Origin of the sequence: Azospirillum oleiclasticum, assembly GCF_013423485.1 — a bacterium.
Lineage (GTDB): Bacteria > Pseudomonadota > Alphaproteobacteria > Azospirillales > Azospirillaceae > Azospirillum > Azospirillum oleiclasticum.
The window spans coordinates 71,308-96,512 of the sequence record NZ_JABFFR010000007.1; the positions used below are offsets into that span (position 1 = coordinate 71,308).

Sequence of the window (25,205 nt, forward strand, 5' to 3'; positions counted from 1 at the left end):
TCTTCCCGGTCGGCACAGGGCGTATCCACCCCGACCACCGCAGCCAGCCGCGCATAAGGGACAGCCATTCACAAGGACCGGCCGCGCCCTTGTCGGCCCTTGTGCATCACCGTCTGATGGAATATCTGAATTCCACACAATCAACAGACGGATTGCGGCCGTCCTCCCATGAACGACCCTCGAACGCTGGCGGGAAAACGTGTCCTTCTGGTCATCGCCGGCGGGATCGCCGCCTACAAGTCGCTGGAGCTGATCCGCCGCCTGCGTGAGCGGGGCTGTGCGGTGCGGGCCATCCTGACCGCCGCCGGGGCGCGCTTCGTGACGCCACTGTCGGTCCAGGCGCTGACCGAGGATACGGTCTATCAGGATCTGTGGAACCTGACCGACGAGTCGGAGATGGGGCACATCCAGCTCTCGCGCTCCGCCGATCTGGTGGTGGTGGCCCCGGCCACCGCCGACCTGCTGGCCCGCATGACCGCCGGCATGGCCGACGATCTCGCCGCCACCGCGCTGCTCGCCACCGACAAGCCGGTGCTGGTGGCGCCGGCCATGAACGTGCGCATGTGGCTGCACCCGGCGACCCAGGCCAACATGGAAACGCTGAAGGCGCGCGGCGTGCGGGTGGTGGGCCCGAACGAGGGCGACATGGCCTGCGGCGAGCACGGCCCCGGCCGCATGGCCGAACCGATGGAGATCCTGGCCGCCATCGCCGGGCTTCTGGCGGAACAGGCCGGGCCGCGGCCGCTGGCCGGGCGCACGGCGCTGGTCACCTCCGGCCCGACCCACGAGCCGATCGACCCCGTGCGCTACATCGCCAACCGCTCCTCCGGCCGCCAGGGCCACGCCATCGCCGCAGCACTGGCGGCGCGCGGCGCCCGCGTCACGCTGGTCACCGGCCCGACGCAACAGCCCGACCCGCCCGGCTGCGCCGTCGTGCAGATCGAGTCGGCGCGCGAGATGCTGGCCGCCTGCGAGGCGTCGCTGCCGGTGGACGTGGCGGTCTTCAACGCCGCGGTGGCCGACTGGCGCGTCGCCGGCGAGGCGGACCAGAAGATGAAGAAGGACGGCGGCGGGCCACCCACCCTGTCCCTGGTGGAGAACCCCGACATCCTGGCGACGGTGGCGAGGGCCGGCGCGCTGCGCCCGGCGCTGGTGATCGGGTTCGCGGCCGAGACCCGCGACGTGGTCGCTTACGCCCAGGCCAAGCGCGCCCGCAAGGGCTGCGACTGGATCGTCGCCAACGACGTGTCGCCCGCCACCGGCACCTTCGGCGGCGCCGAGAACACGGTGCACCTGATCATGGGGGACAAGGTGGAGGACTGGCCACGCATGGGCAAGGACGGCGTCGCCGCCCGGCTGGCCGACCGCATCGCCGAGGCACTGGCCCCTTCGGCGGGGACCGCGCAATGACCGTCGTGACGATCCCCGTCATCCGGCTCGCCCACGCCGCGGGCATCGATCTGCCCGCCTACGCCACCGAGGGAGCGGCCGGGCTCGATCTCGTCGCGGCGGTCGCGGCCGATCTCGCGCTGCCGCCCGGCGGGCGGGCGCTGGTCCCCACGGGGATCGCCATCGCCCTGCCGCCGGGCTTCGAGGCGCAGGTGCGGCCCCGCTCCGGGCTGGCGCTGAAGCATGGCGTAACCGTGCTGAACAGCCCCGGCACCATCGACGCCGACTACCGCGGGGAGGTCGGCGTCATCCTGATCAATCACGGCGACCGGCCCCTCACCATCACCCGCGGCGACCGCATCGCCCAGCTCGTGGTGGCGCGCTTCGCGCGCGTGGAATGGGAGGAGACCGCGGCCCTGCCGGAGAGCGGGCGGGGGGCCGGGGGCTTCGGCTCGACCGGAGGGACGCGGGCCGGCGGCGCGCAGGGAGGATAGAGGACGCGATGCTGAGGGTATCCAAGAAGCTGATGTTCGCGATCGAGGCGGTGCTGGACATCGCCTACAACGCCGGCACCGAGCCGGTGCAGTCGGGCGAGATCACCCGCCGCCAGGGCATCCCCAAGCGCTATCTGGAACAGGTGCTCCAGCAGCTCGTGCGCGACGGCGTGCTGGCGGGAGTGCGCGGCCCGCGCGGCGGCTACCGGCTGGCCCGCGAGCGGCGGCGGATCACCGTGGGTGAGATCGTGCGGGTCGTGCGCTCCATGGAGACGGCCGCCGATCCCATCGAGGATCCCGCCGGCTCCATCCTCGGACACAAGGTGGTGCGGCCGCTGTGGGGGGAATTGCAGGACGAGTTCATCCGCCGGCTCGATTCGGTCACCATCGAGGATCTGTGCCTGCGCGCCCGCTCCGCGGGGGTCGAGAGCGAGACCGAGGACCGCATCGATTTCACGATCTGACCGCGCCCATTCGCCCCATGCGCGCCGAGGCACCGCCACCAGATTGCGTTTGAAAGCCGCCGGCAAGGGGCCTACATTCTACAGAGCTTGTGAATCGCCAGAATATTACAAGACAATGGAGTGAAACGATGGCCGGGCCGGAATTCCGCGGGAAGATCTACGACAGCATCCTCGACACCATCGGCGCCACGCCGCTCGTCCGCCTGTCCCGCCTGCCGGCGGAATACGGGGTCAAGGCGCAGATCGTCGGCAAGGCGGAGTTCTTCAACCCGCTGGCCAGTGTCAAGGACCGCATCGGGCTCGCCATGATCGAGGCGGCGGAGCGCGAAGGGCAGATCGAGCCGGGCCGCACCACCCTGGTCGAGCCGACCTCCGGCAACACCGGCATCGCGCTGGCCTTCGTCGCCGCGGCCAAGGGTTACCGGCTGGTGCTGACCATGCCCGAGAGCATGTCCATCGAGCGCCGCAAGATGCTGAAGCTTCTGGGGGCCGAGCTGGTGCTGACACCGGCTCCGGAAGGCATGAAGGGTGCCATCCGCCGGGCGGAGGAGATGGTGGCCGAGAACCCCGACGCCTACATGCTGCAGCAGTTCAAGAACACCGCCAACCCCGCCATCCACCGGGTCACCACGGCGGAGGAGATCTGGAACGACACCGCCGGACAGGTCGATTTCCTGGTGTCGGGCGTCGGCACCGGCGGCACCCTGACCGGCGTGGGCGAGGTGATCAAGGCCCGCAAGCCCGGCTTCAAGGTGGTCGCGGTGGAGCCGGAGGACAGCCCGGTCCTGTCCGGCGGCATGCCCGGTCCGCACAAGATTCAGGGCATCGGCGCCGGCTTTGTGCCGGACATCCTGAAGAAGGACCTGATCGACGAGGTGGTGCGCGTGTCCAACCAGCGCGCCTTCGAAACCGCCCGCGCGGCCGCCCGCACCGAGGGTTTCCCGGTCGGCATCTCCAGCGGTGCCGCCCTGGCCGCCGCCTTCGAGATCGGCGCCCGGCCGGAAAACGAGGGCAAGCTGATCGTGGCGATCCTGCCCTCCTTCGCCGAGCGCTACCTGTCCACCGCCCTGTTCGAGGGGTTGGAGTAACGGCGCGGCCGTCACCGGCTTGCGCGTCGGGCCCTGCGGGCGTATCCTGATTCATTGAATCGGGCGCCCGCAGGGCGCGTCGGCGTTTGACAGATAGATTGGATTTTAGTAAATTAGTGCGACGGTGATGGCCGCTGCCGAGTCGGGCGGGGCCGAGGCATCGGGGTGACGGTCATGGGCGTGTCTCTTCCCAGCATCACGGGCCGGTCCTGGTCCGAGTTCAAGGGGCTGACGAGCGAGCTCGGGCCCGGCGGGATGTCGGTCGACCGCCGGCAGTTCGTGGTCACCAAGCCCGGCGAATACAATTTCAAGATCAACAACGCCCGCACCACCGTCCAGATCGTCAATCAGCGGAACGAGGTGGTCGCCACCGCGAAATCGCAGGACGACATCGCCAGCGCGCAGGCGAAGCTTGGCCCCGGCGTCTACACCGCGGTGGTCTCGCAGCAGTTCCGCGGCGTCAACATGCGCGAATACTCGCTGGAGGTGACGGAGCGGCAGAATCCGCTGGTCACGGCCGGCGGCGGCGTGCTGAACGGCGTGGCCCGCGAAGCGGTGGGCAAGGACAGCGGCGTGCAACGCCACGGCCTGAACGTGGTGCAGGGCGGGGAGTTCACGGCGAATTTCAGCATGCCCTACAGCCGCTGGGCGATCATGGACAAGGCCGGCAAGGTGATCGCCGCCGGCGACACCATGAAACCCGGCGAGGCGAGTGAGGACTTCCTGAAGAAGTCGAGCTTCAAGCTGGAGCCCGGCCAGTACGAGGTGGTGGCGGTGCTTCCCCGCAAGGTGGTGGGCGAAGTGCCTTGGAACATGACGCTGGTCCCGAAGACGGCGTCCGTTCCCGAGACGGTCGAAGAGCGCCCCATGGACAAGATCCTGCGCGAGCGGGAGGCCCGCCTGCAGCAATGGGCGGCCGAGGACGCCAGCAAATCCACCGGGTCCGGCACCAACGTGACCGCCTGACCGACGCCCGCACCGCGCGTGCCCCTTGCGCCGGACCGGTCCGGCTGGGGTAGGATGCCGCATGGACATTCCAGATTTCACCGACACCCAGCTCCACCGCTACGCCCGTCACATCGTCCTGCCGGAGGTGGGCGGCACGGGACAGGGAGCTCTGCTCCGCTCCAGGGTTCTGGTGGTGGGGGCCGGCGGGTTGGGCTCGCCGCTGCTGCTCTATCTGGCTGCCGCCGGGGTGGGCACCATCGGCGTGGTGGACGACGATGCGGTCGACCTCTCCAACCTCCAGCGGCAGGTCATCCACGACGAATCGACGCTGGGCGTGCCGAAGGTGGAGAGCGCCGCCGCGCGCATCCGCGCCATCAACCCGGATGTGACGGTCGAGGCGCACAAGACGCGGCTGACCCGCGACAACGCGCTGGACCTGATCGGCCGCTACGACATCGTGGCGGACGGCAGCGACAATTTCGCCACCCGCTTCCTGCTGAACGACGCCTGCTACTTCGCCGGCAAGCCGCTGGTCTCCGCGGCGATCCTGCGTTTCGACGGGCAGATCGCCACCTTCAAGGCGCATCTCGGCGCCCCCCATCCCTGCTACCGCTGCGTCTTCCCGGAGCCGCCGCCGCGCGGGCTGGTGCCCTCCTGCTCCGAAGGGGGGGTGCTCGGCGCCCTGGCGGGGCTCGTCGGTTCACTGCAGGCGACCGAGGTGATGAAGGAGATTCTGGGCATCGGCGAGAGCCTGTCGGGCAGCCTGCTGCTGATGGACACGCTGAACGCCTCCTACCACCGGATCACGGTGAAGCGCGACCCGGACTGCCCGCTCTGCGGCACCCACCCCACCATCCGCGACCTGTCCGCCCATTGAAGGTTCGAGCATGAGCGACGATTCCGGCCCCGGCGGTCTGGCGCTGGTGGTCTTCTCCGGCGGTTTCGACCGGGTGCATTACGCGCTGGTGATGGCGAGTGCCGCGGCGGCCACCAACCGGCGCGTCACCCTGTTCTTCACCGGTCGCGCCTTGCTGGCGCTGATGGCCGGCGATCCGCCGGGCTGGCACGGGCTGGACCCCGCCGACGACGGCAGCACGCCGGCCGCGCGCGACGCCACCTTCGCCGCCCGCGGGCTGGCGACCTTCGAGGAGCTGCTGTCCGCCTGCGCGCTGCTCGGCGCCACCATCATGGTGTGCGAGATGGGGTTGCGGGCGCTGGATCTGCCCGAGGGCTGGCGCCTGCGCGACGATGTGACGGTGCAGACCGGCGGCGTCGTCACCTTCCTGAACGAGGCCGGCCCCCAAGGGACTGCAAAGGCCGGCCCCATGCTGTTCGTCTGAGGCCCATGGACTCCGCGGCCGTCATCCGCTTCGCCAACCGCTTCGAGGCCATCGCCACCGACGGTTTCGAGGGCGCCCCCTACCGGCCGGCGCTGGAGGAGCTGGCGCGCCGGGTGAAGGACGACCCGCGGCCTGGGCTGGCCGCCGAGGTCGCCCGTGCCGTGGGCATCATGGTCGGGCTGATCGAGGATGGCGATCCCGCCGGCCGCTTCGCGCGCAAGACCGCCATCCTGCGCGAAGCGGTTCAGGAGCTGCGGGAATCGAGCGCGTAGCCGGCCGACCGCACGGTGCGGATCAGGTCGGTCTCGGTCTCCTCGTTCAGGGCCTTGCGCAGGCGGCGGATGTGCACGTCCACCGTCCGCGGCTCCACATACACGTCGTGGCCCCACACGAGATCGAGAAGCTGCTCGCGCGAGAAGACCCGGCCGGGGTGCTGCATGAAGTGGCGCAGCAGCCGGAACTCCGTCGGCCCCAGATGCACGTCGCGGCCGTTGCGCCGCACCCGGTGCGCGGCCAGATCCATCACCACGTCGTCGAAGCGCAGCGTCTCGTCGGTGTGGCCGGGGCTGGAGCGGCGCAGCACGGCGCGCACGCGGGCCACCAGCTCGGTCGGCGAGAAGGGCTTGGTGATGTAGTCGTCGGCACCGGAGTTGAGGCCGCGCACGCGGTCGGCTTCCTCGCCGCGGGCGGTCAGCATGATGATCGGGATGTCGCGGGTCTTGGGGTTGCGGCGGAGCTGGCGGCACACCTCCAGCCCCGACATCAGCGGCAGCATCCAATCGAGCAGGACGAGCTGCGGCGTCTGTTCCGCGGCGACCAGAAGCGCCTCCTCCCCATCGCCGGCGGCGACGGCGCGGAAGCCTTCCTTCTCCAGATTGTAGGTCAGCAGCGTGACGATGTCGGCTTCGTCCTCGACGACCAGGACGAGCGGCTTCAACACCGGATTCATGCGTAAATCACCTCAAGGGGCCGTCTGGTCGGGCTGGACCACGGCGAAGCTGCTGTCGTCGCCCTTCGGCCGGTCCATGATCAGCGGGCCGCCGACCACCAGGAAATGGATGGTTTCCGCGATGTTGGTCGCGTGGTCGCCGATCCGCTCCAGGTTCTTCGCCATGAACAGCAGGTGGGTGCAGGGCGTGATGTTGCGCGGATCCTCCATCATGTAGGTGAGGACCTCGCGGAACAAGCTGGTGTAGAGGTCGTCCAGCTCCTCGTCGCGACGCCAGGCGCCGATCGCCTTCTCCACGTCGCGCTCGATGAAAGCATCCAGGACATCCTTCAGGATCTCCTCCACCAACCGGCCCATGCGCGGGATGCCGGCGGTGGGGCGCACCACCGGCACCTGCGCCAACGCCAGCGAGCGCTTGGCCACGTTGGCGGCGTAGTCGCCGATCCGTTCCAGATCGGAGGCGATCTTCAGGGCCGAGACGATCTCGCGCAGGTCCTGCGCCATCGGCTGGCGCAGCGCCAGCAGGCGGATGGTCTCCGTGTCGATCTCGCGCTCGTACTCGTCCAGCCGCGTGTCAGCCTGCATCACCTGCGCGGCCAGCGCCACGTCGCGCCTGGCCACCGCCTTGATGGCGGAGCCGACCTGCGCCTCCGCCACCCCGCCCATCTGGGTGATCAGGTTGGAGAGCCGTTGCAGTTCCTGGGCGAAGGAACGGACGATGTGCTCGTTGGTCATGGATCGGTTCCTTGCGCGGAGGATGTCGGGTCAGGACCGGCCGGACCCGGATCAGCCGTACCGGCCGGTGATGTAGCCCTGGGTGCGCTCGTCACGCGGGTTGGTGAAGATTTCCTCGGTGTCGTCGCATTCCACCATGTCGCCCAGGTGGAAGAACGCGGTCTTCTGCGACACGCGCGCCGCCTGCTGCATGTTGTGGGTGACGATGACGATCGTGTAGTTCTCGCGCAGCTCGTCGATCAGCTCCTCGATGTGCGCGGTCGCGATGGGGTCGAGCGCCGAGCAGGGCTCGTCCATCAGGATCACGTCGGGGCTGACGGCGATGGCGCGGGCGATGCACAGCCGCTGCTGCTGGCCGCCGGACAGGCCGGTGCCGGGCTCGCGCAGCCGGTCCTTGACCTCGTTCCACAGGCCGGCCCGCTGCAGCGACTTCTGGACGACCTCGTCCATCTCGTCGCGGTGGGAGGCCATGCCGTGGATGCGCGGGCCGTAGGCGATGTTGTCGTAGATCGACTTGGGGAAGGGGTTCGGCTTCTGGAACACCATCCCGACGCGGGCGCGCAGCTGCACCGGGTCGATGTCGCGGCCGTAGATGTCGTCGCCGTCGATCGTCAGCCGGCCTTCGACACGGCAGTTCTCGATGGTGTCGTTCATCCGGTTCAGGCAGCGCAGGAAGGTGGACTTGCCGCAGCCGGACGGGCCGATCAGCGCCATCACCCGGTTTTCCTGGATGTCCAGGTTGATGCCCTTCAACGCCTGCTTGGCGCCGTAGAACACCTTGACGTCGCGGGCCTGCATCTTCACCGGCACGGCGGGAAGGGCGCTCGGGGCGTTCATGGTCGCTCCCATGCGGGATTGGGTTTGGGTGGTCATGACTACCAGCGCCTCTCGAATTTCTTGCGCAGGAAGACGGCCAGGCCGTTCATCAGAACGAGGAAGCCCAGCAGGATCATGATGGCGGCCGAGGTGCGCTCGGTGAAGGCGCGCTCCGGGCTGTCCGCCCACATGTAGATCTGCACCGGAAGCACCGTGGCGCTGTCGGTGAAGCCACCGGGAATGTCCACGATGAAGGCGACCATGCCGATCATCAGCAGCGGCGCGGTCTCACCCAGCGCGTGCGCCATGCCGATGATGGTGCCGGTCAGGATGCCCGGCATCGCCAGCGGCAGCACATGGTGCAGAACCGTCTGGAGCGGCGAGGCACCGATGCCGAGTGCGGCCTCGCGGATCGAGGGCGGCACCGCCTTCAGCGCGGCGCGGGTGGCGATGATGATGATCGGCAGGGTCATCAGCGCCAGCACCACGCCGCCGACCACCGGGGCGGAGCGCGGCATGCCGAAGAAGTTGAGGAAGACCGCGAGACCCAGCAGACCGAAGACGATGGACGGCACCGCGGCGAGGTTGTTGATGTTCACCTCGATCAGGTCGGTCCACCAGCGCTTCGGCGCGAACTCCTCCAGATAGATGGCGGCGGAGACGCCGATCGGCACAGCCAGCGCCATGGTGATCGCCAGCGTCATGAAGGAGCCGACGATGGCGCCCCAGATGCCGGCCAGCTCCGGCTCGCGGCTGTCGCCGGCGGTGAACAGCGTGGTGTTGAACGACTTCTCGATGCTGTCCTTCGAGGCCAGCCGGTCGATGGCGGCCACCTGCACGTCGTTCACCCGGCGCTCCGTCTCCGCCACGTTGCGCGGGATGAAGCCCTTCATGAACTGGTCCACGTCGTCCGACGCGGTCAGCCACACGCGCTTGGTGGTGCCGACCAGCGACGGGTCGTCGCGCACCATCATCGCCAGCTCGAACGGCGCGCCCGACGACAGCAGGTCGGACAGGGTGCGTCGGTCGGCGCGGCTGGTCGCCTCCGGGAAGACGGTACCGAGCGAGTCGCGGATCAGCTTGGCGTAGTTGGCCTGCGCCAGGACCTCCGGGTTGCGGGTGCCCTGCGGGTCGATCTCCGCCGCGTCGAAGGTGATGTCCAGCGCGATGCTGGTCTGCTGGAAGGCGGTGTAGCCTTGCGAGATGATGGAGCCGAGCAGCACCACGAGCATGAGCGAGGCGAGCCCGATGGCCGCCATGCCGGCATACTTGAAGCGCTGCTCCGCGGCGTAACGGCGGCGCAGGCGGGCGACGAACTCGTCGCTCTGATAGCGCGACCGGGCCGGAGAAACGGCACGCACGTCGGGATCCGCGAGCTCAGTCATATTTCTCTCGGTACTTCTGGACCACCCGCAGGGCGATCATGTTGAGGGTCAGCGTCACGATGAAGAGCACCAGGCCGAGGCCGAAGGCCGACAGTGTCTTGGGGCTGTCGAACTCCTGGTCGCCGACCAGCAGCGTGGCGATCTGGGTGGTCACCGTGGTGACCGCCTCCAGCGGGTTGGCGGTGAGGTTGGCGGACAGGCCGGCCGCCATGGTGACGATCATCGTCTCGCCGATGGCGCGCGACACCGCCAGCATCACCGCGGCGACGATGCCGGGCAGCGCCGCCGGCATGACCACCAGCTTGATGGTCTCCGACTTGGTGGCGCCCAGCCCGTAGGAGCCGTCGCGCAGTGACTGCGGCACGGCGTTGATGACGTCGTCCGACAGCGAGCTGACGAAGGGAATGATCATCACCCCCATCACCACGCCGGCCGCGAGCGCCGATTCCGACGAGACGTCGAGCCCGACCGCGTCGCCGATCCGGCGCACGAAGGGCGCCATGGTCAGCGCGGCGAAGAAGCCGTAGACGACCGTGGGGATGCCGGCCAACACCTCCAGGATCGGCTTCAGCGCCGTGCGCATCCGGGGCGTGGCGTATTCGGACATGAAGATGGCGGCCATCAGCCCGACCGGGACCGCCACCAGCATGGCGATCACCGTGATCAGCAGTGTGCCGGCGAACAGCGGCACCGCACCGAAGGAGCCGGACGAGCCCACCTGGTCCGCCCGGATCGCCATCTGCGGGCTCCAGTGCAGCCCGAACAGGAACTCCAGCGGGTTGACCGCCATGAAGAAGCGGGCCGCCTCGAACACCAGCGACAGGACGATGCCGACGGTGGTGAGGATGGCGACCAGGGAGCAGCCGATCAGAACGATGTTGATCACCCGCTCGACCTGGTTGCGCGCCCGCATCCGCGGGGAAATCCGTTCGCGGGCGTACCACAGGCCGGCGACCGCGAGGGCCGAGCCGAACCCGAGCACCGCCCAGTCGCCGAGCTGGCGCAGGGCGTTGTAGTGCTCGGCCCCGGCCACGACCGCCGGGTCCGGCTGACGGCCGGTGTTGAGGCCGTGCGCGAGGTTGAGAAGGTCGGCCTTGAGCAACGCGATGCCCTGGGCATCGACGGAGGTCAGGCGGTCGGGAAGTCCGGCCAGCACCATCTGCATGACCAGCCAGCCCTCGGACACGCCCCAGGCGACGAAGAGGAGGAAGGCGGGAAGCCCCGCCCACAGGGCGACGTACGCGCCGTAATAGGCCGGCACGGAGTGGAGCTGCACGATGCGGCCGCCCACCGCGTTCGCCGCCCTGGAGCGGCCGAGGTGGTAGCCCACCACCGCGAGGACCGCCAACACCACCAGGAGAACCGTGAGCTGCATGCACACCCGCCACGATAACGGTCGGAAGGAGAAGCGGTCGGCCGCACCGCCCCCGGGTGGCCGGGGGCGGTGCGGCCGATCCGGGTATCAGAGCTTCAGCGGGGAGAGGTTCACCGCCGACACGCGGGCCGCGTCGCGGTCCGCCTTCGGCAGGGCGATCAGGCCCTTGTCGGCCAGATAGCCTTCCTCGCCCATGGCGCGCTCGGAGGTGTACTCGCCGATCAGTTCGCGGATGCCGGGGATCACGCCGACATGCGCGTTCTTGACGTACACGTAGAGCGAGCGCGACACCGGGTACTTGCCCGACGAGATGAGCTCGTAGCTGGGAACGACGGTGTCGACCTTCGCCGCCTGCAGCTTGTCCTTGTTCTGGTCGAGGAAGCTGTAGCCGAACACGCCGAAGGCCTCGGGGTTGGCGCCCAGCTTCTGGACGATCAGGTTGTCGTTCTCGCCGGCCTCGACATAGGCGCCGTCCTCACGGATCGACAGGCAGGCCTTGGAACGCGCCTTCTCGTCGGTCAGGATCGCGGCGACCTCCTTCACCTGGTGGCAGCCGCCTTCCATCATCAGCTCGTTGAAGGCGTCGCGGGTGCCGGAGGTCGGGGGCGGGCCCAGAACCTCGATGTCATAGTTCGGCAGGCTCGGGTCGACGTCCGACCACTTCTTGTAGGGGTTGGCGACCATCTTGCCGTTGACCGGAACTTCCTTCGCCAGCGCCTTCCAGACCTGGGCGCGGGTGAAGTCGTAGTGCTTGGCGGCCTTGGAGCTGGCCATCACGATGCCGTCGAAGCCGATCTTCAGCTCGGTGATCTCGGCCACGCCGTTGGCGGCGCACTGATCGACTTCCGACTTCTTGATGCGGCGCGAGGCGTTGGCGATGTCCGGGTGCTGCGGGCCGACGCCGCCGCAGAACAGCTTCAGGCCGCCGCCGGTGCCGGTCGATTCGACGACCGGGGTCTTGAACTTGCCGGTCTTGCCGAAGGCTTCGGCAACCGCGGTGGTGAAGGGGAACACGGTCGAGGAACCGACGGCACGGATCTGATCACGCGACTGGGCGTTGGCAACGCCGGCGGCGCCGATGGTGAGTGCCGCGACCGCGGCGGCGGTCAGGGCGAGCGTCGTGGTCTTCACGGTGATCCCTCCGGTGTGGAACAGGCATGTTTCGGTGGCCGGGCGGGGTAGCCCGCGCGCCCGGCCGACGGCCGTTCGGGGCGCAGCCGGACACTAGCCACCGACGGAGTCCGATTGATTACCGATGGATGACACTTTGATGACACACCGTTCGACGACACACCGCACCTCCGGCCCGGTCCGCTTCGAGAAACACCCGAACCAACCTGGAATCAAGACGCCGATGGACGCAGCGGACCCGCTGCCGTCACATGGACGGGCGCGGTGCGTCCACACCCACGCCAGGTGCACTCAGGCGGCGGCACCGCCGGGTTGCGGGCGGACTTGGCCGTCGGTCCCGGCCGCTTCCACGGCGACGGGCAGATAGACGGTGAAGGTGCTGCCCTCCCCCACCTTGCTTTCGATGGTCAGACGGCCGCGGTGGCGGTTCAGGATGTGCTTGACGATGGCCAGCCCCAGCCCGGTGCCGCCCAGCGCGCGCGAGCGGGCGGCGTCCACCCGGTAGAAGCGTTCGGTCAGCCGCGGCAGGTGGGTGCGGGCGATGCCCTCCCCCTGGTCGGCCACCGCCACCGCCACCATGCGTCCGGCGCCCACCGCCGTGCCGTCGGTGACCGACACGGTGACCGCCACCTCCGTCTGCTCGCGGGTGTATTTGATGGCGTTGCTGACGAGGTTCTGGAAGACCTGGGCCAGCTGGTCCTCGTCGCCGACCACCGGCGGCACCCCTGGCGGGGCGGACAGGGTGAGGCGGATGCGCCGTGCGGCGGCCTTCAGCTCGTGGGCGGCGATGACGCCGCGCAGGCTGTCCACCGCATCGACGCGCCCGTCGGGGGGCATGTGCTCGTCCAGCTCGATGCGCGACAGCGACAGCAGGTCGCCGACCAGCCGCGTCATGCGGCTGGCCTGCTCGTGCATGATCGACAGGAACCGGTCGCGCGCGTCCGCGTCATCGCGGGCCGGGCCGCGCAGCGTCTCGATGAAGCCGAGCAGGGTGGACAGCGGGGTGCGCAGCTCGTGGCTGGCGTTGGCGACGAAATCGGCGCGCATCTGCTCCGACCGGCGCAGCGCCGTGATCTCGTGCAGCGTCAGGATGACCATGCGCGCCGCCGCCGGCGCGGAGCGGCTGTTCTGGAAGGGCTTCACCCGCACCTCGAACACCCGCTCCACCGGCACCGGGACTGTGAAATCGACGCTGCGCGAGGCGCCGCCGGCGAGCACGGCATCGACCGCCGCCAGCACGTCGGGGTTTCGCAGCGACGCCGCCAGATCGCGGCCCGCCGCCTTCTCGCCGAACAGGCCGCGGGCCGCGCGGTTGGCGCTGACCACCTGCCGGTCGCCGGCGACCAGCATCAGCGGGTCGTGCATCGCCTCGATGATCGAGTCGCTGGTCTCCCGCTGCACCTGCGCCTGCGCGCCGCTCTCCGCCAGCCCGCGGTGCAGGGCGGCCACCGCCACCGCCAGACGCCGCTGCACACCGGGTCCGGTGTCGGGGAGCGGTTGGGGCCGCGGCCCCGCCAGCGCCTCGACATAGGCGACGACCGTCTCCAGATCGCGCTCGCGCGCCCAGGCCGCGCGCAGCGCCGCGGCCAGGACCAGCAGACCGGTGGTGCCGGCCACCGTGGCGAGCCCCGGCGCCTTGGCCAGGAACATGCCGAGCGACAGTGCGGCCAGGGCGGCGGCGGCCGCGATCCGGTTGGGAAGGGAGACGCCGGGTGTCATCGCGCAAGGTCGGGTGGTGGCGGCGGCAAGGTGGCGCCATCCATACACGACTTCACGCCCGGCGGCTCCCCCCTTCCGTTCACCAGGGCAGCGAGTCGTGCGCCGCCAGGGCCGCCAGCGTCACGATGTCGTTGACCGAGGCGCCCATCGGGACGATCTGCACCGGCTTGTCCAGCCCGATCAGCAGCGGCCCGATCATCTGGCCGCCCGCCATCTTGCTGAGCAGCTTGGCCGAGATGTTGGCCGAATGCAGGCCGGGCATGATCAGCACGTTGGCCGGACCGGACAGCCGGCAGAACGGATAGACGCGCTTCATCAGCGCCGGGTCGAGCGCCACGTCGGCCGACATCTCGCCGTCATACTCGAAATCCACCCGCCGCGAATCGAGCACGCCCACCGCCTCGCGGGTGGCGTTGCCGACGCTGTGCTGGTTCTGGCCGAAGTTCGAGAAGGACAGCAGCGCCACCCGCGGCTCGTGCCCCATCTGCCGCGCCTTGGCCGCCGACAGCACGGCGATGTCGGCCAGCGTCTCGGCATCGGGACGCACATGCACCGTGGTGTCGGCGATGAACACCGTGCGGTGCCGGGTGACGAAGACGTTCAGGCCGAACACCCGCTCCCCCACCTTGGGGTCGATGACCCGGCTGACCTCCTCGAAGGCGACGGGGAAGCTGCGGGTCAGGCCGGTCACCATGGCGTGGGCGTCGCCCTGCGCCACCATGCAGGCGGCGAAGACGTTGCGGTCCTGGTTGACCATGCGCTGGCAGTCGCGGTGGAGCGCGCCGCGCCGCTGCTGGCGGCGGTAGAGATGGTCGGTGTAGCGGCGGTTGGCGTCGGACAGGCGGGCGTTGTGGATTTCCAGGTCGCCCACCCCCGGCTGGCCGATGGCGGCCAGACGTTCGCGCACCACCTCCTCGCGGCCGATCAGCACCGGCGTGCCGAAGCCGGCGTTGCGGAAGGCCAGCGCCGCGCGGATCGTGCGCTCCTCCTCGCCCTCGGCGAAGACAACGCGGCGCGGTTTGGCGCGCACCTTCTCCAGGATCAGCTCCAGGCTGTCGGCCGTGGGGTCGAGCCGCATGCGAAGGTTGTGCTTGTATCCCGCAAGATCGACGATCGGCTTGCGCGCCACGCCCGATTCCATGGCCGCCTGCGCCACCGCCGTCGGCACGGTCACGATCAGCCGCGGGTCGAAGGGCACGGGGATGATGTATTCCGGGCCGTAGCGCAGACGGCGGCCGGAATAGGCGGCGTCCACCTCGTCCGGCACATCCTCGCGCGCCAGCGCCGCCAGCGCCTTCGCCGCCGCCACCTTCATCGTCTCGTTGATGGTGGTCGCCCGCACATCGAGCGCGCCGCGGAAGATGTAGGGGAAGCCCAGGACGTTGTTGACCTGGTTGGGGTAGTCGGAGCGGCCGGTGGCGATGATGGCGTCGCTGCGCACGGCGCGCACCTCTTCCGGCGTGATCTCCGGATCGGGGTTGGCGAGCGCGAAGATGATCGGCTTGGCGGCCATCGACTTGACCATCGCCGGGGTCATGGCGCCCTTGGCCGACAGCCCGATGAAGACGTCGGACCCCGCCACCGCGTCGGCCAGCGTGCGCGCGTCCGTCTCCACCGCGAAGGCGGATTTCCACTGGTTCATGCCCTCGGTGCGGCCGCGGTAGACGACACCCTTGGTGTCGCACAGCACGATGTTCTCGCGCTTGACGCCCATCACCGCGAACAGCTCGGCGCAGGCGATGCCCGCGGCACCGGCGCCGTTGACCACCAGCTTCACGTCGCCGATCGCGCGGCCCGTGATGTCGCAGGCGTTGATCAGACCGGCGGCGGCGATGATGGCGGTGCCGTGCTGGTCGTCGTGGAAGACCGGGATGTCCATCATCCCGCGCAGCCGCTCCTCGATGATGAAGCAGTCGGGCGCCTTGATGTCCTCCAGGTTGATGCCGCCGAAGCTCGGCCCCAGGTAGCGCACGCAGTTGACGAGAGCGTCCACGTCGCGGGTGTCGACGCACAGATCGACGCCGTCCACGTCGGCGAAGCGCTTGAACAGCACGGCCTTGCCTTCCATCACCGGCTTGGCCGCCAGCGCCCCCAGGTCGCCGAGCCCGAGCACCGCCGTGCCGTTGGACACCACGGCCACCAGGTTGCCCTTGGCCGTGTAGTCGTAGGCGGTGGACGGATCCTCGTGGATGCGCAGGCAGGGGGCGGCGACGCCGGGGGAATAGGCGAGCGACAGGTCGCGCTGGGTGGTCAGCGGCTTGGTGGCCGTGATCTCCAGCTTGCCGGGCCGCCCGCTGGCGTGCAGCAGCAGGGCTTCCTCGTCGGTGACGCGTTTGGTGTCGGAATCGGCCATGGAGCTCGTGTCCTCGGAGTTCTTTTCTTTCAAGACAGCAGGTCGTACAGCAATGCTCGGACCCGTTTTGGGAACGGGATGGTAGCGATGTTGCGACGTTCGCGCCAGCGGCGCATGCTGTGGCGGAAGACACCGCTGATGGACGCTCCGACACGGGTGTGATGCGCGTCACAGCGTCGCAGGCCGGATTACGGCACTGTCATGAACAGCGCGGTACCGGCGGGCGCGGGACGCTTGCCGGACGGGCGAAACACTCCACCTCCCATCATCATCCAAGAATGTCCACCGGGCACCGGCCCCAAGGCACCCGCGCCGTCGGCGCGTGCCCGGCCGCCCACGGTGGCGCAGGGTTCCGGAGGCATCATGTCCGTCACTTTCGAATTGAACGGCCGCAACGTGTCGCTGGATGTCGATCCCGACATGCCGCTGCTGTGGGCCATCCGCGAGTCCGCCGGCCTGACCGGCACCAAGTTCGGCTGCGGCGCCGCCCTCTGCGGCGCCTGCACGGTGCATGTGGACGGGGAGCCGACGCGCTCCTGCTCCGTCCCCGTCGGCGCCGTCGCCGGCCAGCGCGTCACCACCGTCGAGGGTCTGGAGACCGGCGGCAACAAGGCGGCCAAGGCCGTGCAGGCGGCGTGGCAGGCGCTCGACGTCGTGCAGTGCGGCTACTGCCAGTCGGGCCAGATCATGTCGGCCACGGCGCTGCTGAGCGCCAAACCCAGGCCGACCGATGCCGACATCGACGAGGCGATGAGCGGCAATCTCTGCCGCTGCGCCACCTATGTGCGCATCCGCGCCGCGATCCACGACGCCGCCCGCCGGATGGAGGCCTGAGCCATGATTCCCGGTTTCCGCAACGAGCGTCCCCGCACCGAACTTCCCGCGGCCAGCCGGCGCGACGTGCTGCGCGGCGGCCTTCTGGCCGGCGCCGGCCTGCTGATCGGCTTCACCCTGCCCGCGCGCGGCCCCGCCCCCGCCGTGGCGGCGACCGCCGCGGCCGGCGACGCCGTGATGCCCAACGCCTTCGTCCGCATCGCCCCGGACAACACCGTCACCGTGCTGATCAAGCATCTGGAGATGGGCCAGGGCGTCACCACCGGCCTGACCACCATCCTGGCGGAGGAGCTGGACGCCGACTGGGCGCAGATGCGCGCCGAGCACGCCCCGGTGGACACGGCCAAATACGCCAACCTGCTGTTCGGCATCCAGGGCACCGGCGGCAGCACCGCCGTCGCCAACAGCTGGGAGCAGCTCCGCAAGGCCGGCGCCTCGGCCCGCGCCATGCTGGTCGCCGCGGCGGCGGAGCGTTGGAAGGTCCCGGCGTCCGAGATCACGGTGTCCAAGGGCGTCGTCTCCCACGCCGCCAGCAACCGCAGCGCCCGCTTCGGCGAGCTGGCCGAGGCCGCGGCGAAACAGACCCCGCCGACTGACCTAAAGCTGAAGGACCAGGGCGCCTTCACCCTGATCGGCCAGCGCCTGCCGCGGCTGGACAGCGTCGCCAAGACCACCGGCCGCGCGCAGTTCGGCATGGATGTCGCCCTGCCCGACGCGCTGGTCGCGGTGGTCGCCCGCCCCACCCGATTCGGGGCCACCGTCGCCTCCTTCGACGCCACCGCGGCCAAGGCGGTGCCGGGCGTGGTCGACGTGGTCGCCATCCCGCAGGGCGTGGCGGTGCTCGCCAAGGGCATGTGGGCGGCGACCCGCGGGCGTGAGGCGCTGACCGTCCGCTGGGACGAATCGAAGGCCGAGACCCGGAGCAGCGACGCCATCCTGGCCGAGTACCGCAAGCTGGCGGCGACGCCGGGTGCCGTGGCCGACAAGGCCGGCGACGCGGCGGCGGCGCTGGCCGGGGCGGCCAAGGTGCTGACCGCCGAGTTCGACTTCCCCTACCTCGCCCACGCGCCGATGGAGCCGTTGAACTGCACGGTGAAGCTGGCGCCGGACGGGATGGAGATCTGGACCGGCTGCCAGTTCCAGACCGTGGACCAGGCCAACGCCGCCCGCGTCGCCGGGCTGAAGCCGGAGCAGGTGCGCATCCACACGCTCTACGCCGGCGGCAGCTTCGGCCGGCGGGCCACCACCAACTCCGACTTCATCGTCGAGGCGGTCGCCATCGCCAAGGCGACCGGCGGCAAGGCACCGGTCAAACTGATCTGGACGCGCGAGGACGATGTCCGCGGCGGCTATTACCGGCCGATGTACCACCACGCCCTGTCGGCGGGGCTGGACGCCGCCGGCAATCTGGTGGGCTGGCGGCACCGCATCGTCGGCCAGTCGATCCTGACCGGCACGCCGTTCGAAGCGATGATGGTGAAGGACGGCGTCGACGCCACCTCGGTGGAGGGCGCCAACAACCTGCCCTACGCCATCCCCAACCGCTCGGTCGAGCTGCACACGGTCAAGAGCCCGGTGCCCGTGCTGTGGTGGCGCTCGGTCGGCAGCACCCACACCGCGTTCGCGGTGGAAACCTTCCTGGACGAGCTGGCACACGCCGCCGGCAAGGACCCGGTGGCGTTCCGCCGCGCCATGCTGGCCGGGGAGCCGCGCCACCGCGCCGTGCTCGACCTGGTGGCGGAAAAGGCGGGCTGGGGCACACCGCTGCCCCAGGGCCGCGCCCGCGGCGTCGCCCTGCACGAGTCCTTCCACAGCTTCGTCGCCCAGGTGGCGGAGGTGAGCCTGGACAAGGACGGGCGGGTGCGGGTCGACCGCGTGGTCTGCGCCGTGGACTGCGGCGTGCCGGTCAACCCCGACGTCATCCGCGCCCAGATGGAGGGCGGCATCGGCTTCGGCCTCGGCGCGATCATGGCCGAACAGGTGACGCTGACCGAGGGCCGCGTGGACCAGTCGAACTTCCACGACTACACGCCGCTGCGCATCGACCGCATGCCGACGGTGGAGGTCCACATCGTGCCGTCCACCGCGGCCCCCACCGGCGTCGGCGAGCCCGGCGTGCCGCCGGTCGGCCCGGCCGTCGCCAACGCCGTCTTCGCACTGACCGGGCGCCGGGTGCGGGCGCTGCCCTTCGCGAAGGAGCTGTCGGTCTGACAAGGAGGCTGCGGGGTGGCCGTGGCGGCCACCCCGCGGGCCGTCAGGCTTCGGCCAGGAACCGCGTGTACTGCCCCGCGATCGCCGTCACCGCGGCGTCGTAGAAGCGCTTGCCATGCTCCGGAGTCGCCAGTCCGGGGTTGGAGCCGATGCGGCCGTCGGGGAAGCGGCGGCGGAAGTCGCGGGCGTCGTGGAAGCCGCCGGACGGCGCCACCGCCGGGTCGAGCGGCACCTTTTTGATGGAGTCGGGGTAGGCGTACTGCGTCACCGACACCTCGCTCGGCGTGGCGTGCGAGCCTTCGACGCCGGGGAAAATCTCCTTGGACAGGCGGGAGACCGCGTCGTTCTCCCACCAGCTCACCAGACCGCAGCGCAGGTCGGGTGCGGCCGCGCCCTTGGTGTTCCGCAGCTCGGCGTAGATCTCGTAGAAGGCGGCGCGGATGGTGGCGATGTTGCCGCCGTGGCCGTTGACGAAGAAGACGCGGGTGAAGCCGTGCTCGGCCAGCGACAGCACATTGTCGCGGATCACCGCGATCAGGGTCGACGGCTTCAGCGTCATCGAGCCGGGGAAGGCCATGTGGTGCACCGCCATGCCCACCCCGATGGTCGGCGCCACCAGCGCGCCCGTGGCCTCGCCCACCCCGCGCGCGATCACCTCGGCGCAGATGGCGTCGGTGCCGATCAGCCCGTTGGGGCCGTGCTGCTCGGTGGAGCCGATGGGGATGATGATGCCGGTCGAGGTCTTCAGATAGGTCTCGACCTCCGGCCAGGTCTGGAGCTGGAGAAGCACGGTCGCTGTCCCTCGTTCACGTTCGGGGAAGAGACCATAGGGCGGCCGCGGGGCGGGGCCAAGATGCGGGGCGCTTCCCGGACCGGAATGGTGGCGCGATCCGCGCGAGTCCCGGCGCTCCGACAATATTGTTATTGGACCCGACCCCCAACCACCCATACAATCGCGTGCATTTCCCATCACAGGCGGGCGGGCGTGGTTGCGCGGGTGAACACGGTGGCGTTCCAGGGCATCGAGGTCATGGACATCGACGTCCAGGTGCAGATGTCCGGCGGCATCGTCGCCTTCACCATCGTCGGGCTGCCCGACAAGGCGGTGGGGGAGAGCCGGGAGCGGGTGCGGGCGGCGCTGCACGCGCTGGGCCTGTCGTTGCCGGCCAAGCGCATCACCGTCAACCTCGCCCCGGCCGACGTGCTGAAGGAGGGGTCGCATTTCGACCTTCCCATCGCGCTGGGCCTGTTGACGGTGATGGGCGTGCTGCCGCCGGACGAGATCGTCCGCTATTCGGCCCTGGGCGAGCTGGCGCTGGACGGCACGCTGACCCCGGTGTCGGGCGTGCTGCCGGCCGCCATCAACGCGCTGGCCGGCGAGCGCGGGCTGATCTGCCCGGCCGCTTGCGGCGGCGAGGCGGCCTGGGCCGGCGAGGATCTCGACGTGCTGGCGCCCGCCACCCTGCTGGCCCTGATCAACCACTTCAAGGGCACGCAGGTGCTGGTGCCGCCCAAGCCGCGTCTGCAGGAGGACGCCGGCAGCGTCCCCGACCTGCGCGACATCAAGGGGCAGGAGACCGCCAAGCGGGCGCTTGAGGTGGCGGCGGCCGGCGGGCACAACCTGCTGATGATCGGGCCGCCCGGCTCCGGCAAGTCGATGATGGCGGCGCGTCTGCCGGGGCTGCTGCCACCGCTCGACGCGGCGGAGGCGCTGGAGGTGTCGATGATCCACTCGGTGGCCGGGCTGCTGGAGGGCGGGCGGCTGCTGCGCCGCCGCCCGTTCCGCGACCCGCACCACAGCGCCAGCCTGCCGGCGCTCGTCGGCGGCGGCAGCCGCGCCAAGCCCGGCGAGATCTCGCTGGCCCATATGGGCGTGCTGTTCCTGGACGAGCTGCCGGAATTCCCCCGCGGCACGCTGGAGGCGCTGCGCCAGCCGCTGGAGACCGGGCGCGCCACCGTGTCGCGCGCCAACCACCACGTCACCTACCCCGCCCGCGTGCAGCTCGTGGCCGCCATGAATCCCTGCCGCTGCGGCCATCTGGACGACCCGGCGCTGGCCTGCGCCCGCGCGCCCAAATGCGCGGCGGAGTACCAGTCGAAGATCAGCGGCCCGCTGTTCGACCGCATCGACCTGCACATCGACGTGCCCGCCGTCAGCCCCGCCGACCTCAGCCTGCCGCCGCCGGCCGAGGGCAGCGCGGAGATCGCCGCGCGGGTGGCCCGCGCCCGCGCCGTCCAGGCCGACCGCTACGCGCGCGAGGAGGTGCCGCCCGGCGCCCGCCCCCTGCGCACCAACGCCGAGGCCGACGGCGAATTGCTGGAACGGGTGGCCGCCCCCGACGCGCCGGGCCGCGCCCTGCTGACCGAGGCGGCGGAACGGCTGAAGCTGTCGGCCCGCGGCTACCACCGGGTGATGCGCGTCGCCCGCTCGCTTGCCGACCTGGAAGGCTCGACCGCCGTGCGTCGCCTCCACATCGCAGAGGCGCTGAGCTACCGCCGGATGGCGCCGGGGCGGTGAACGGTTGGCGGCAGGACGGGCCCCGGATTCGATCAATCCTGCGCGGTCGGGCGGATGACGACGCTGCCGACATCGACGTCCGGCGGCTGTTCGATCGCAAAGGCGATGGCTCGGGCGATCGCGTCGGGGGGAATGGCGATCGCCTCCGAACGCGCCCTCATCGCCGTCTTCACCGCCTCGTCGGTCATCGAATCCGCGAAGTCGGTCGCCGTCATGCCGGGTGAGACCTCGGTCACGCGAAGCGTCGGTCCGGCCTCCTGTCGAAGAGCCTCGGTGATCGTGCGCACCGCGTTCTTGGTGGCCGCGTAGACACCCATCGTCGGGATGATCTTGAGGCCCGCCGTCGAGATCACGTTGACGATATGGCCGCCCCGTTGGCGCGCGAACACAGGCAGGGCAGCGGCGATGCCATAGAGGACACCCTTGATGTTGACGTCGATCATGGCGTCCCAGTCGTCGACGCGCAGCGCGTCAAAGCGCGAAATGGGACCGATTCCCGCGTTGTTGACGAGAACGTCCAGGCGGCCGTAGCGATCGCAGGCGAGCCGCACGAGGCCCTCCAGATCCTCGCGCCGCGTGACATCGGTCCGCCGAAAGACCGCTTCGCCTCCCGCCGCCTCGATCTCGGCCGCAACCGCGGCGATCCGCTCCTCGCGCCGCGCCCCCAGAACGATCCGGCCTCCTCGTGACGCCAGATGAAGCGCTGTGGCCCGGCCGATGCCGCTGCCGGCGCCGGTGATGACAACGACCTTGTCTTCCATGCTCATGACACTCTCCCTTTTCAGGCAAAGGTGGGCGTCGCGGCCGGGATGCACCATGTTCGGTCCGCCATGGTTTTGTCGAGATCGTACAACGTTGCGGCCGATCCCCTGTCGGATGTCGTGACCGTCCTGGGCGGGAGAAGCGTCCGCCTCACGCGGCTGGAGGCGTCCGGCGATTGGGCGCTCGGCTTTCCGGCACAGGCGCGGCTGAAATTCGTCGCACTCCTGCGGGGAGGATGCTGCATCCTCCTGCCCGACCACCCGCCCCGGCGGATGGCGGAAGGCGACGTGTTTCTGATCGGTCATACCGCCTACACGGTGGCCAGCGAGCCGGGGATCGAGCCGATCGATGGCACCCCCCTGTATCGGGAACCCGGCCATGATGTCGCCAGGCTGAATGGTGACGACACGGTCCTGCTGGGCGGCGGCATCGCGTTCACCGGCATCGGGGGCGGCTTCATGCTCGACGCGCTTCCGGTCTTCCTGCGGATCGGGCGGGCATCGCCATCGGCCACCGCGGTCTCCCGGACGCTGGAACTGCTGGACGCGGAGACCGTCGATGGCCGACCCGGCTCGTCGGTCGTCACGATGCGGCTGGCGGATGTTCTGCTTGTCGAAGCGATCCGCGCCTATGTCGCGGATCAGGGTGAATCCTGCGTCGGCTGGATCGGGGCGCTGGGGGATCGCCAGATCGGCGAGGCCCTTCGACTGATGCATGGCGAGATCGATCGTCCGTGGACGGTCGCGTCGTTGGCGGCGCGGGTCGGCATGTCGCGCTCCGCCTTCTCATCGCGCTTCTCCAGCCGTGTCGGCCGGCCGCCGCTGGACTATCTGACGCATTGGCGCATGCTCGTGGCGCGCCGGTTGCTCAGCGAGGAACGCGCCGATGTGGCGAGCATCGCCTCCGCGGTCGGCTACACGTCGCAGAGCGCCTTCGGCCATGCATACAAGCGGACATTCGGCCATTCCCCAAGGCGGCCGTGACGAAAGCCCCCCGGATCGCCACGGGAATCGATTCCCGCTACGAGACCGGAGCGATGCCGACGCCCCCTGCTTGGCTGGCCGTGGTCATCGGCATCAGCGCGTCAGGAAGGCCGGTGGCCGGGCCGCCGCCGGGCAGGGGACGAGGGCGGCGGGGTCGGGCCGTTCGATGAAGCGCACCGCCATGCCGGCGGCGCAGGCGTCGAGCAGGGTGACGCCGTGCCCGGCCGAGCGGAACACCACATGCCGGCCGCGCGGCAGGGTGGAGGCCGCCCGTTCGCCCCATTCCGGCGGGGTGACCGGATCGTAGGCGCCCGACAGCAGCAGCACCGGAACCGGGGAGGCCACCGGCAGCCGCTCCGCCGGGTCGCGGTCGCCCGCCGGCCAGCCGGCGCACAGACGCGGGCCCGGATCATCCGCCGGGACGAAGGGCGCCCAGCGCGCCAGCCCGGCGGCGACGCGGGCGGGGTCGGCGGCGTTCACCGTCTCCCGGCATTCCACCGACAGGGCCAGCCCCTCCGCCGCGTCCGGATCGCCGGTCCAGGACGGCCGCAGCCAGGGCAGCAACCGGTCGTACCGGCCGCGCGCCATGGCATCGAGCAGTTCCGGCAGTTCGGGCACCGGTTCGCCGTCCGCCATGGCAGACAGCACCGCGTCCACCGCCATCGCCGCGCCGAGGGGGCCGGACAGCAGCTTGGCCGGCGCCCGTTCGAGCCGCCGCAGCCGCTCGGCCACGCGCGTCTCCAGATCGGGAAAGGCGGCGCGGCAGCGGCGGTTGGCGGCGCAATCCTCGAACAGGCGGCGGAAGGCCCGGTGCGCCAGCGCCGCCTGCTCCTCCCGCGCGTTGACGTCGGGGGGAAAGACGCCGTCCAGCACGGCCGACCGCACGCGCGGCCCGCCGCGGCGGATCACCTCCAGCCCGACATGGGTGCCGTAGGACAGGGCGTAGAGGTTGACGACACCGGCCCCCAGCGCGTCGGCGACCGCCAGCGCGTCCTCCGCCGCCGTCGGGGTGGACAGCCCGGCCGGATCGGGGCCGGTGCGGCGCAGACGGTCGGCGCAGGCGGCGACCGCCCCGGCCTCCAGCGTGTCGCGGCGGCGCGGGTGCAGGGGCGGCCCGGCGGCAAGCCGGTCGAGCTCCGGACAGTCCGCGGCGGGATCGGCGCGGACGGCGCCGCGCGGCTCGTAGAGGATGACGTCGCGGGTCCGGCGGAAGGCGGCGGTCGAGGACCACCAGGCCTCCATCCGCTCGTCCACCCCGTCGGCCGGACCGAAGGGCGACAGGCCGGGGCCGCCTTCCAGATAGAGCACGGGATCGGGTGCCGGCGGAAGCGCCCGGCTGCGCAGGACCATGACGGGAAGCCGGTGGACCCGGCGCGCCGGCTCGCCCCGGCGCTCCGGAAGCTCGACCCAGCCGCAGGTCGCCAACTCGCCGGGCGGCACCTCGCCGATGCAGGGGCCGGGCACGAAACGCCCCTGCGCCGCCGCCGGAAGGGCGGCGAGGGCGAGCGTGACGGCGGCCAGAAGTCGGCAGGCCCAGGCGGACACGGATGGCGGACCGGTGGCGGGGGTTGGGAGCACGCCCTGTGTGGCGCAACCACGGGGCGCTGTCCAGCCCCGCCTGAGGTCGCAGGCACGCGGCTGCCACGCGCTTCCCCACATTGACATCATTTCCGAAATCGGATGTGTTTGTTGCGCCCGCGGACCCACCGTC

The 25,205-nt window shown here is 70.4% G+C and carries 23 protein-coding genes; 12 read left to right on the forward strand and 11 right to left on the reverse strand.

The features are described from left to right. Positions 1–168: 168 nt before the first annotated feature. From coaBC to HL658_RS10380, 8 genes are all read left to right on the forward strand, one after another. Positions 169–1,410, forward strand: a complete 1,242-nt coding sequence (gene coaBC, locus HL658_RS10345) for a bifunctional phosphopantothenoylcysteine decarboxylase/phosphopantothenate--cysteine ligase CoaBC (RefSeq protein ID WP_180282126.1) — start codon at positions 169–171, stop codon at positions 1,408–1,410. After that, positions 1,407–1,883 carry a dUTP diphosphatase gene (gene dut / locus HL658_RS10350; RefSeq protein ID WP_180282125.1) on the forward strand — a complete coding sequence of 159 codons (477 nt, stop codon included), beginning with the start codon at positions 1,407–1,409 and terminating at the stop codon, positions 1,881–1,883. Before coaBC ends, dut begins: the two co-directional genes overlap by 4 nt. An 8-nt stretch (positions 1,884–1,891) precedes the next feature. Then, positions 1,892–2,347 carry an RrF2 family transcriptional regulator gene (locus HL658_RS10355; RefSeq protein WP_180282124.1) on the forward strand — a complete coding sequence of 152 codons (456 nt, stop codon included), beginning with the start codon at positions 1,892–1,894 and terminating at the stop codon, positions 2,345–2,347. Between the two features lie 128 nt (positions 2,348–2,475). Further along, positions 2,476–3,435: a cysteine synthase A gene (cysK, locus tag HL658_RS10360; RefSeq protein ID WP_180282123.1), complete on the forward strand. Its 960-nt coding sequence runs from the start codon at positions 2,476–2,478 to the stop codon at positions 3,433–3,435. 174 nt (positions 3,436–3,609) lie between these two features. Beyond that, entirely contained in the window at positions 3,610–4,401 is a 792-nt protein-coding gene (locus HL658_RS10365; RefSeq protein ID WP_180282122.1) for a hypothetical protein, read from the forward strand. A 61-nt stretch (positions 4,402–4,462) separates the two neighbouring features. After that, positions 4,463–5,260, forward strand: a complete 798-nt coding sequence (locus HL658_RS10370; protein WP_180282121.1) for a HesA/MoeB/ThiF family protein — start codon at positions 4,463–4,465, stop codon at positions 5,258–5,260. 10 nt (positions 5,261–5,270) lie between these two features. Beyond that, positions 5,271–5,723: a DsrE family protein gene (locus HL658_RS10375; RefSeq protein ID WP_180282120.1), complete on the forward strand. Its 453-nt coding sequence runs from the start codon at positions 5,271–5,273 to the stop codon at positions 5,721–5,723. A gap of 5 nt (positions 5,724–5,728) precedes the next feature. After that, positions 5,729–5,995, forward strand: coding sequence for a hypothetical protein (locus HL658_RS10380; RefSeq protein ID WP_180282119.1), 267 nt, complete (start codon positions 5,729–5,731; stop codon positions 5,993–5,995). Here HL658_RS10380 and phoB read toward each other — a convergent pair. From phoB to HL658_RS10420, 8 genes are all read right to left on the reverse strand, one after another. Then, positions 5,968–6,672: a phosphate regulon transcriptional regulator PhoB gene (gene phoB, locus HL658_RS10385; protein ID WP_180282118.1), complete on the reverse strand. Its 705-nt coding sequence runs from the start codon at positions 6,670–6,672 to the stop codon at positions 5,968–5,970. The genes HL658_RS10380 and phoB overlap by 28 nt on opposite strands. Positions 6,673–6,684: 12 nt before the next feature. Continuing rightward, entirely contained in the window at positions 6,685–7,407 is a 723-nt protein-coding gene (gene phoU / locus HL658_RS10390) for a phosphate signaling complex protein PhoU (RefSeq protein WP_180282117.1), read from the reverse strand. Between the two features lie 51 nt (positions 7,408–7,458). Further along, positions 7,459–8,244: a phosphate ABC transporter ATP-binding protein PstB gene (gene pstB / locus HL658_RS10395; protein WP_246337465.1), complete on the reverse strand. Its 786-nt coding sequence runs from the start codon at positions 8,242–8,244 to the stop codon at positions 7,459–7,461. A 38-nt stretch (positions 8,245–8,282) separates the two neighbouring features. After that, on the reverse strand, positions 8,283–9,608 hold the full coding sequence (pstA, locus tag HL658_RS10400) for a phosphate ABC transporter permease PstA (RefSeq protein WP_180282116.1): 1,326 nt from the start codon (positions 9,606–9,608) through the stop codon (positions 8,283–8,285). Continuing rightward, entirely contained in the window at positions 9,601–10,983 is a 1,383-nt protein-coding gene (gene pstC, locus HL658_RS10405) for a phosphate ABC transporter permease subunit PstC (RefSeq protein ID WP_180282115.1), read from the reverse strand. The genes pstA and pstC overlap by 8 nt, the downstream gene beginning before the upstream one ends. 87 nt (positions 10,984–11,070) lie before the next feature. Beyond that, positions 11,071–12,114 (reverse strand): substrate-binding domain-containing protein, encoded by a 1,044-nt coding sequence (locus HL658_RS10410; RefSeq protein WP_180282114.1) that lies wholly within the window; start codon positions 12,112–12,114, stop codon positions 11,071–11,073. A 291-nt stretch (positions 12,115–12,405) separates the two neighbouring features. Further along, on the reverse strand, positions 12,406–13,833 hold the full coding sequence (locus HL658_RS10415; RefSeq protein WP_180282113.1) for an ATP-binding protein: 1,428 nt from the start codon (positions 13,831–13,833) through the stop codon (positions 12,406–12,408). 79 nt (positions 13,834–13,912) lie between these two features. Next, complete coding sequence (locus HL658_RS10420; RefSeq protein ID WP_180282112.1) at positions 13,913–16,186, reverse strand: NADP-dependent malic enzyme; 2,274 nt, start codon at positions 16,184–16,186, stop codon at positions 13,913–13,915. A 363-nt stretch (positions 16,187–16,549) separates the two neighbouring features. On the opposite strand from HL658_RS10420, the gene HL658_RS10425 reads away from it, so the two are divergent. Both HL658_RS10425 and HL658_RS10430 read left to right on the forward strand, forming a co-directional pair. Beyond that, a complete protein-coding gene (locus HL658_RS10425; RefSeq protein ID WP_180282111.1) occupies positions 16,550–17,020 on the forward strand; it encodes a (2Fe-2S)-binding protein in 471 nt (156 codons plus the stop codon). Between the two features lie 3 nt (positions 17,021–17,023). After that, on the forward strand, positions 17,024–19,231 hold the full coding sequence (locus tag HL658_RS10430; RefSeq protein ID WP_180282110.1) for a xanthine dehydrogenase family protein molybdopterin-binding subunit: 2,208 nt from the start codon (positions 17,024–17,026) through the stop codon (positions 19,229–19,231). 43 nt (positions 19,232–19,274) lie between these two features. Here HL658_RS10430 and HL658_RS10435 read toward each other — a convergent pair whose 3' ends face one another. Beyond that, a complete protein-coding gene (locus HL658_RS10435; protein WP_180282109.1) occupies positions 19,275–20,021 on the reverse strand; it encodes a creatininase family protein in 747 nt (248 codons plus the stop codon). A 195-nt stretch (positions 20,022–20,216) separates the two neighbouring features. Between HL658_RS10435 and HL658_RS10440 the strand changes: the two genes are divergently transcribed. Beyond that, positions 20,217–21,749 carry a YifB family Mg chelatase-like AAA ATPase gene (locus tag HL658_RS10440; RefSeq protein ID WP_180282108.1) on the forward strand — a complete coding sequence of 511 codons (1,533 nt, stop codon included), beginning with the start codon at positions 20,217–20,219 and terminating at the stop codon, positions 21,747–21,749. A 32-nt stretch (positions 21,750–21,781) separates the two neighbouring features. Here HL658_RS10440 and HL658_RS10445 read toward each other — a convergent pair whose 3' ends face one another. Further along, the gene (locus tag HL658_RS10445; RefSeq protein ID WP_180282107.1) at positions 21,782–22,516 is read right to left on the reverse strand and encodes an SDR family oxidoreductase; all 735 of its coding nucleotides are present in this window, start codon (positions 22,514–22,516) and stop codon (positions 21,782–21,784) included. Between HL658_RS10445 and HL658_RS10450 the strand changes: the two genes are divergently transcribed. Further along, positions 22,445–23,494 (forward strand): AraC family transcriptional regulator, encoded by a 1,050-nt coding sequence (locus tag HL658_RS10450; RefSeq protein WP_211109706.1) that lies wholly within the window; start codon positions 22,445–22,447, stop codon positions 23,492–23,494. The genes HL658_RS10445 and HL658_RS10450 overlap by 72 nt on opposite strands. Positions 23,495–23,587: 93 nt before the next feature. Here the strand turns inward: HL658_RS10450 and HL658_RS10455 are convergent, their stop codons facing one another. After that, a complete protein-coding gene (locus tag HL658_RS10455; protein ID WP_343055050.1) occupies positions 23,588–25,039 on the reverse strand; it encodes an alpha/beta hydrolase in 1,452 nt (483 codons plus the stop codon). Positions 25,040–25,205: the final 166 nt, after the last annotated feature.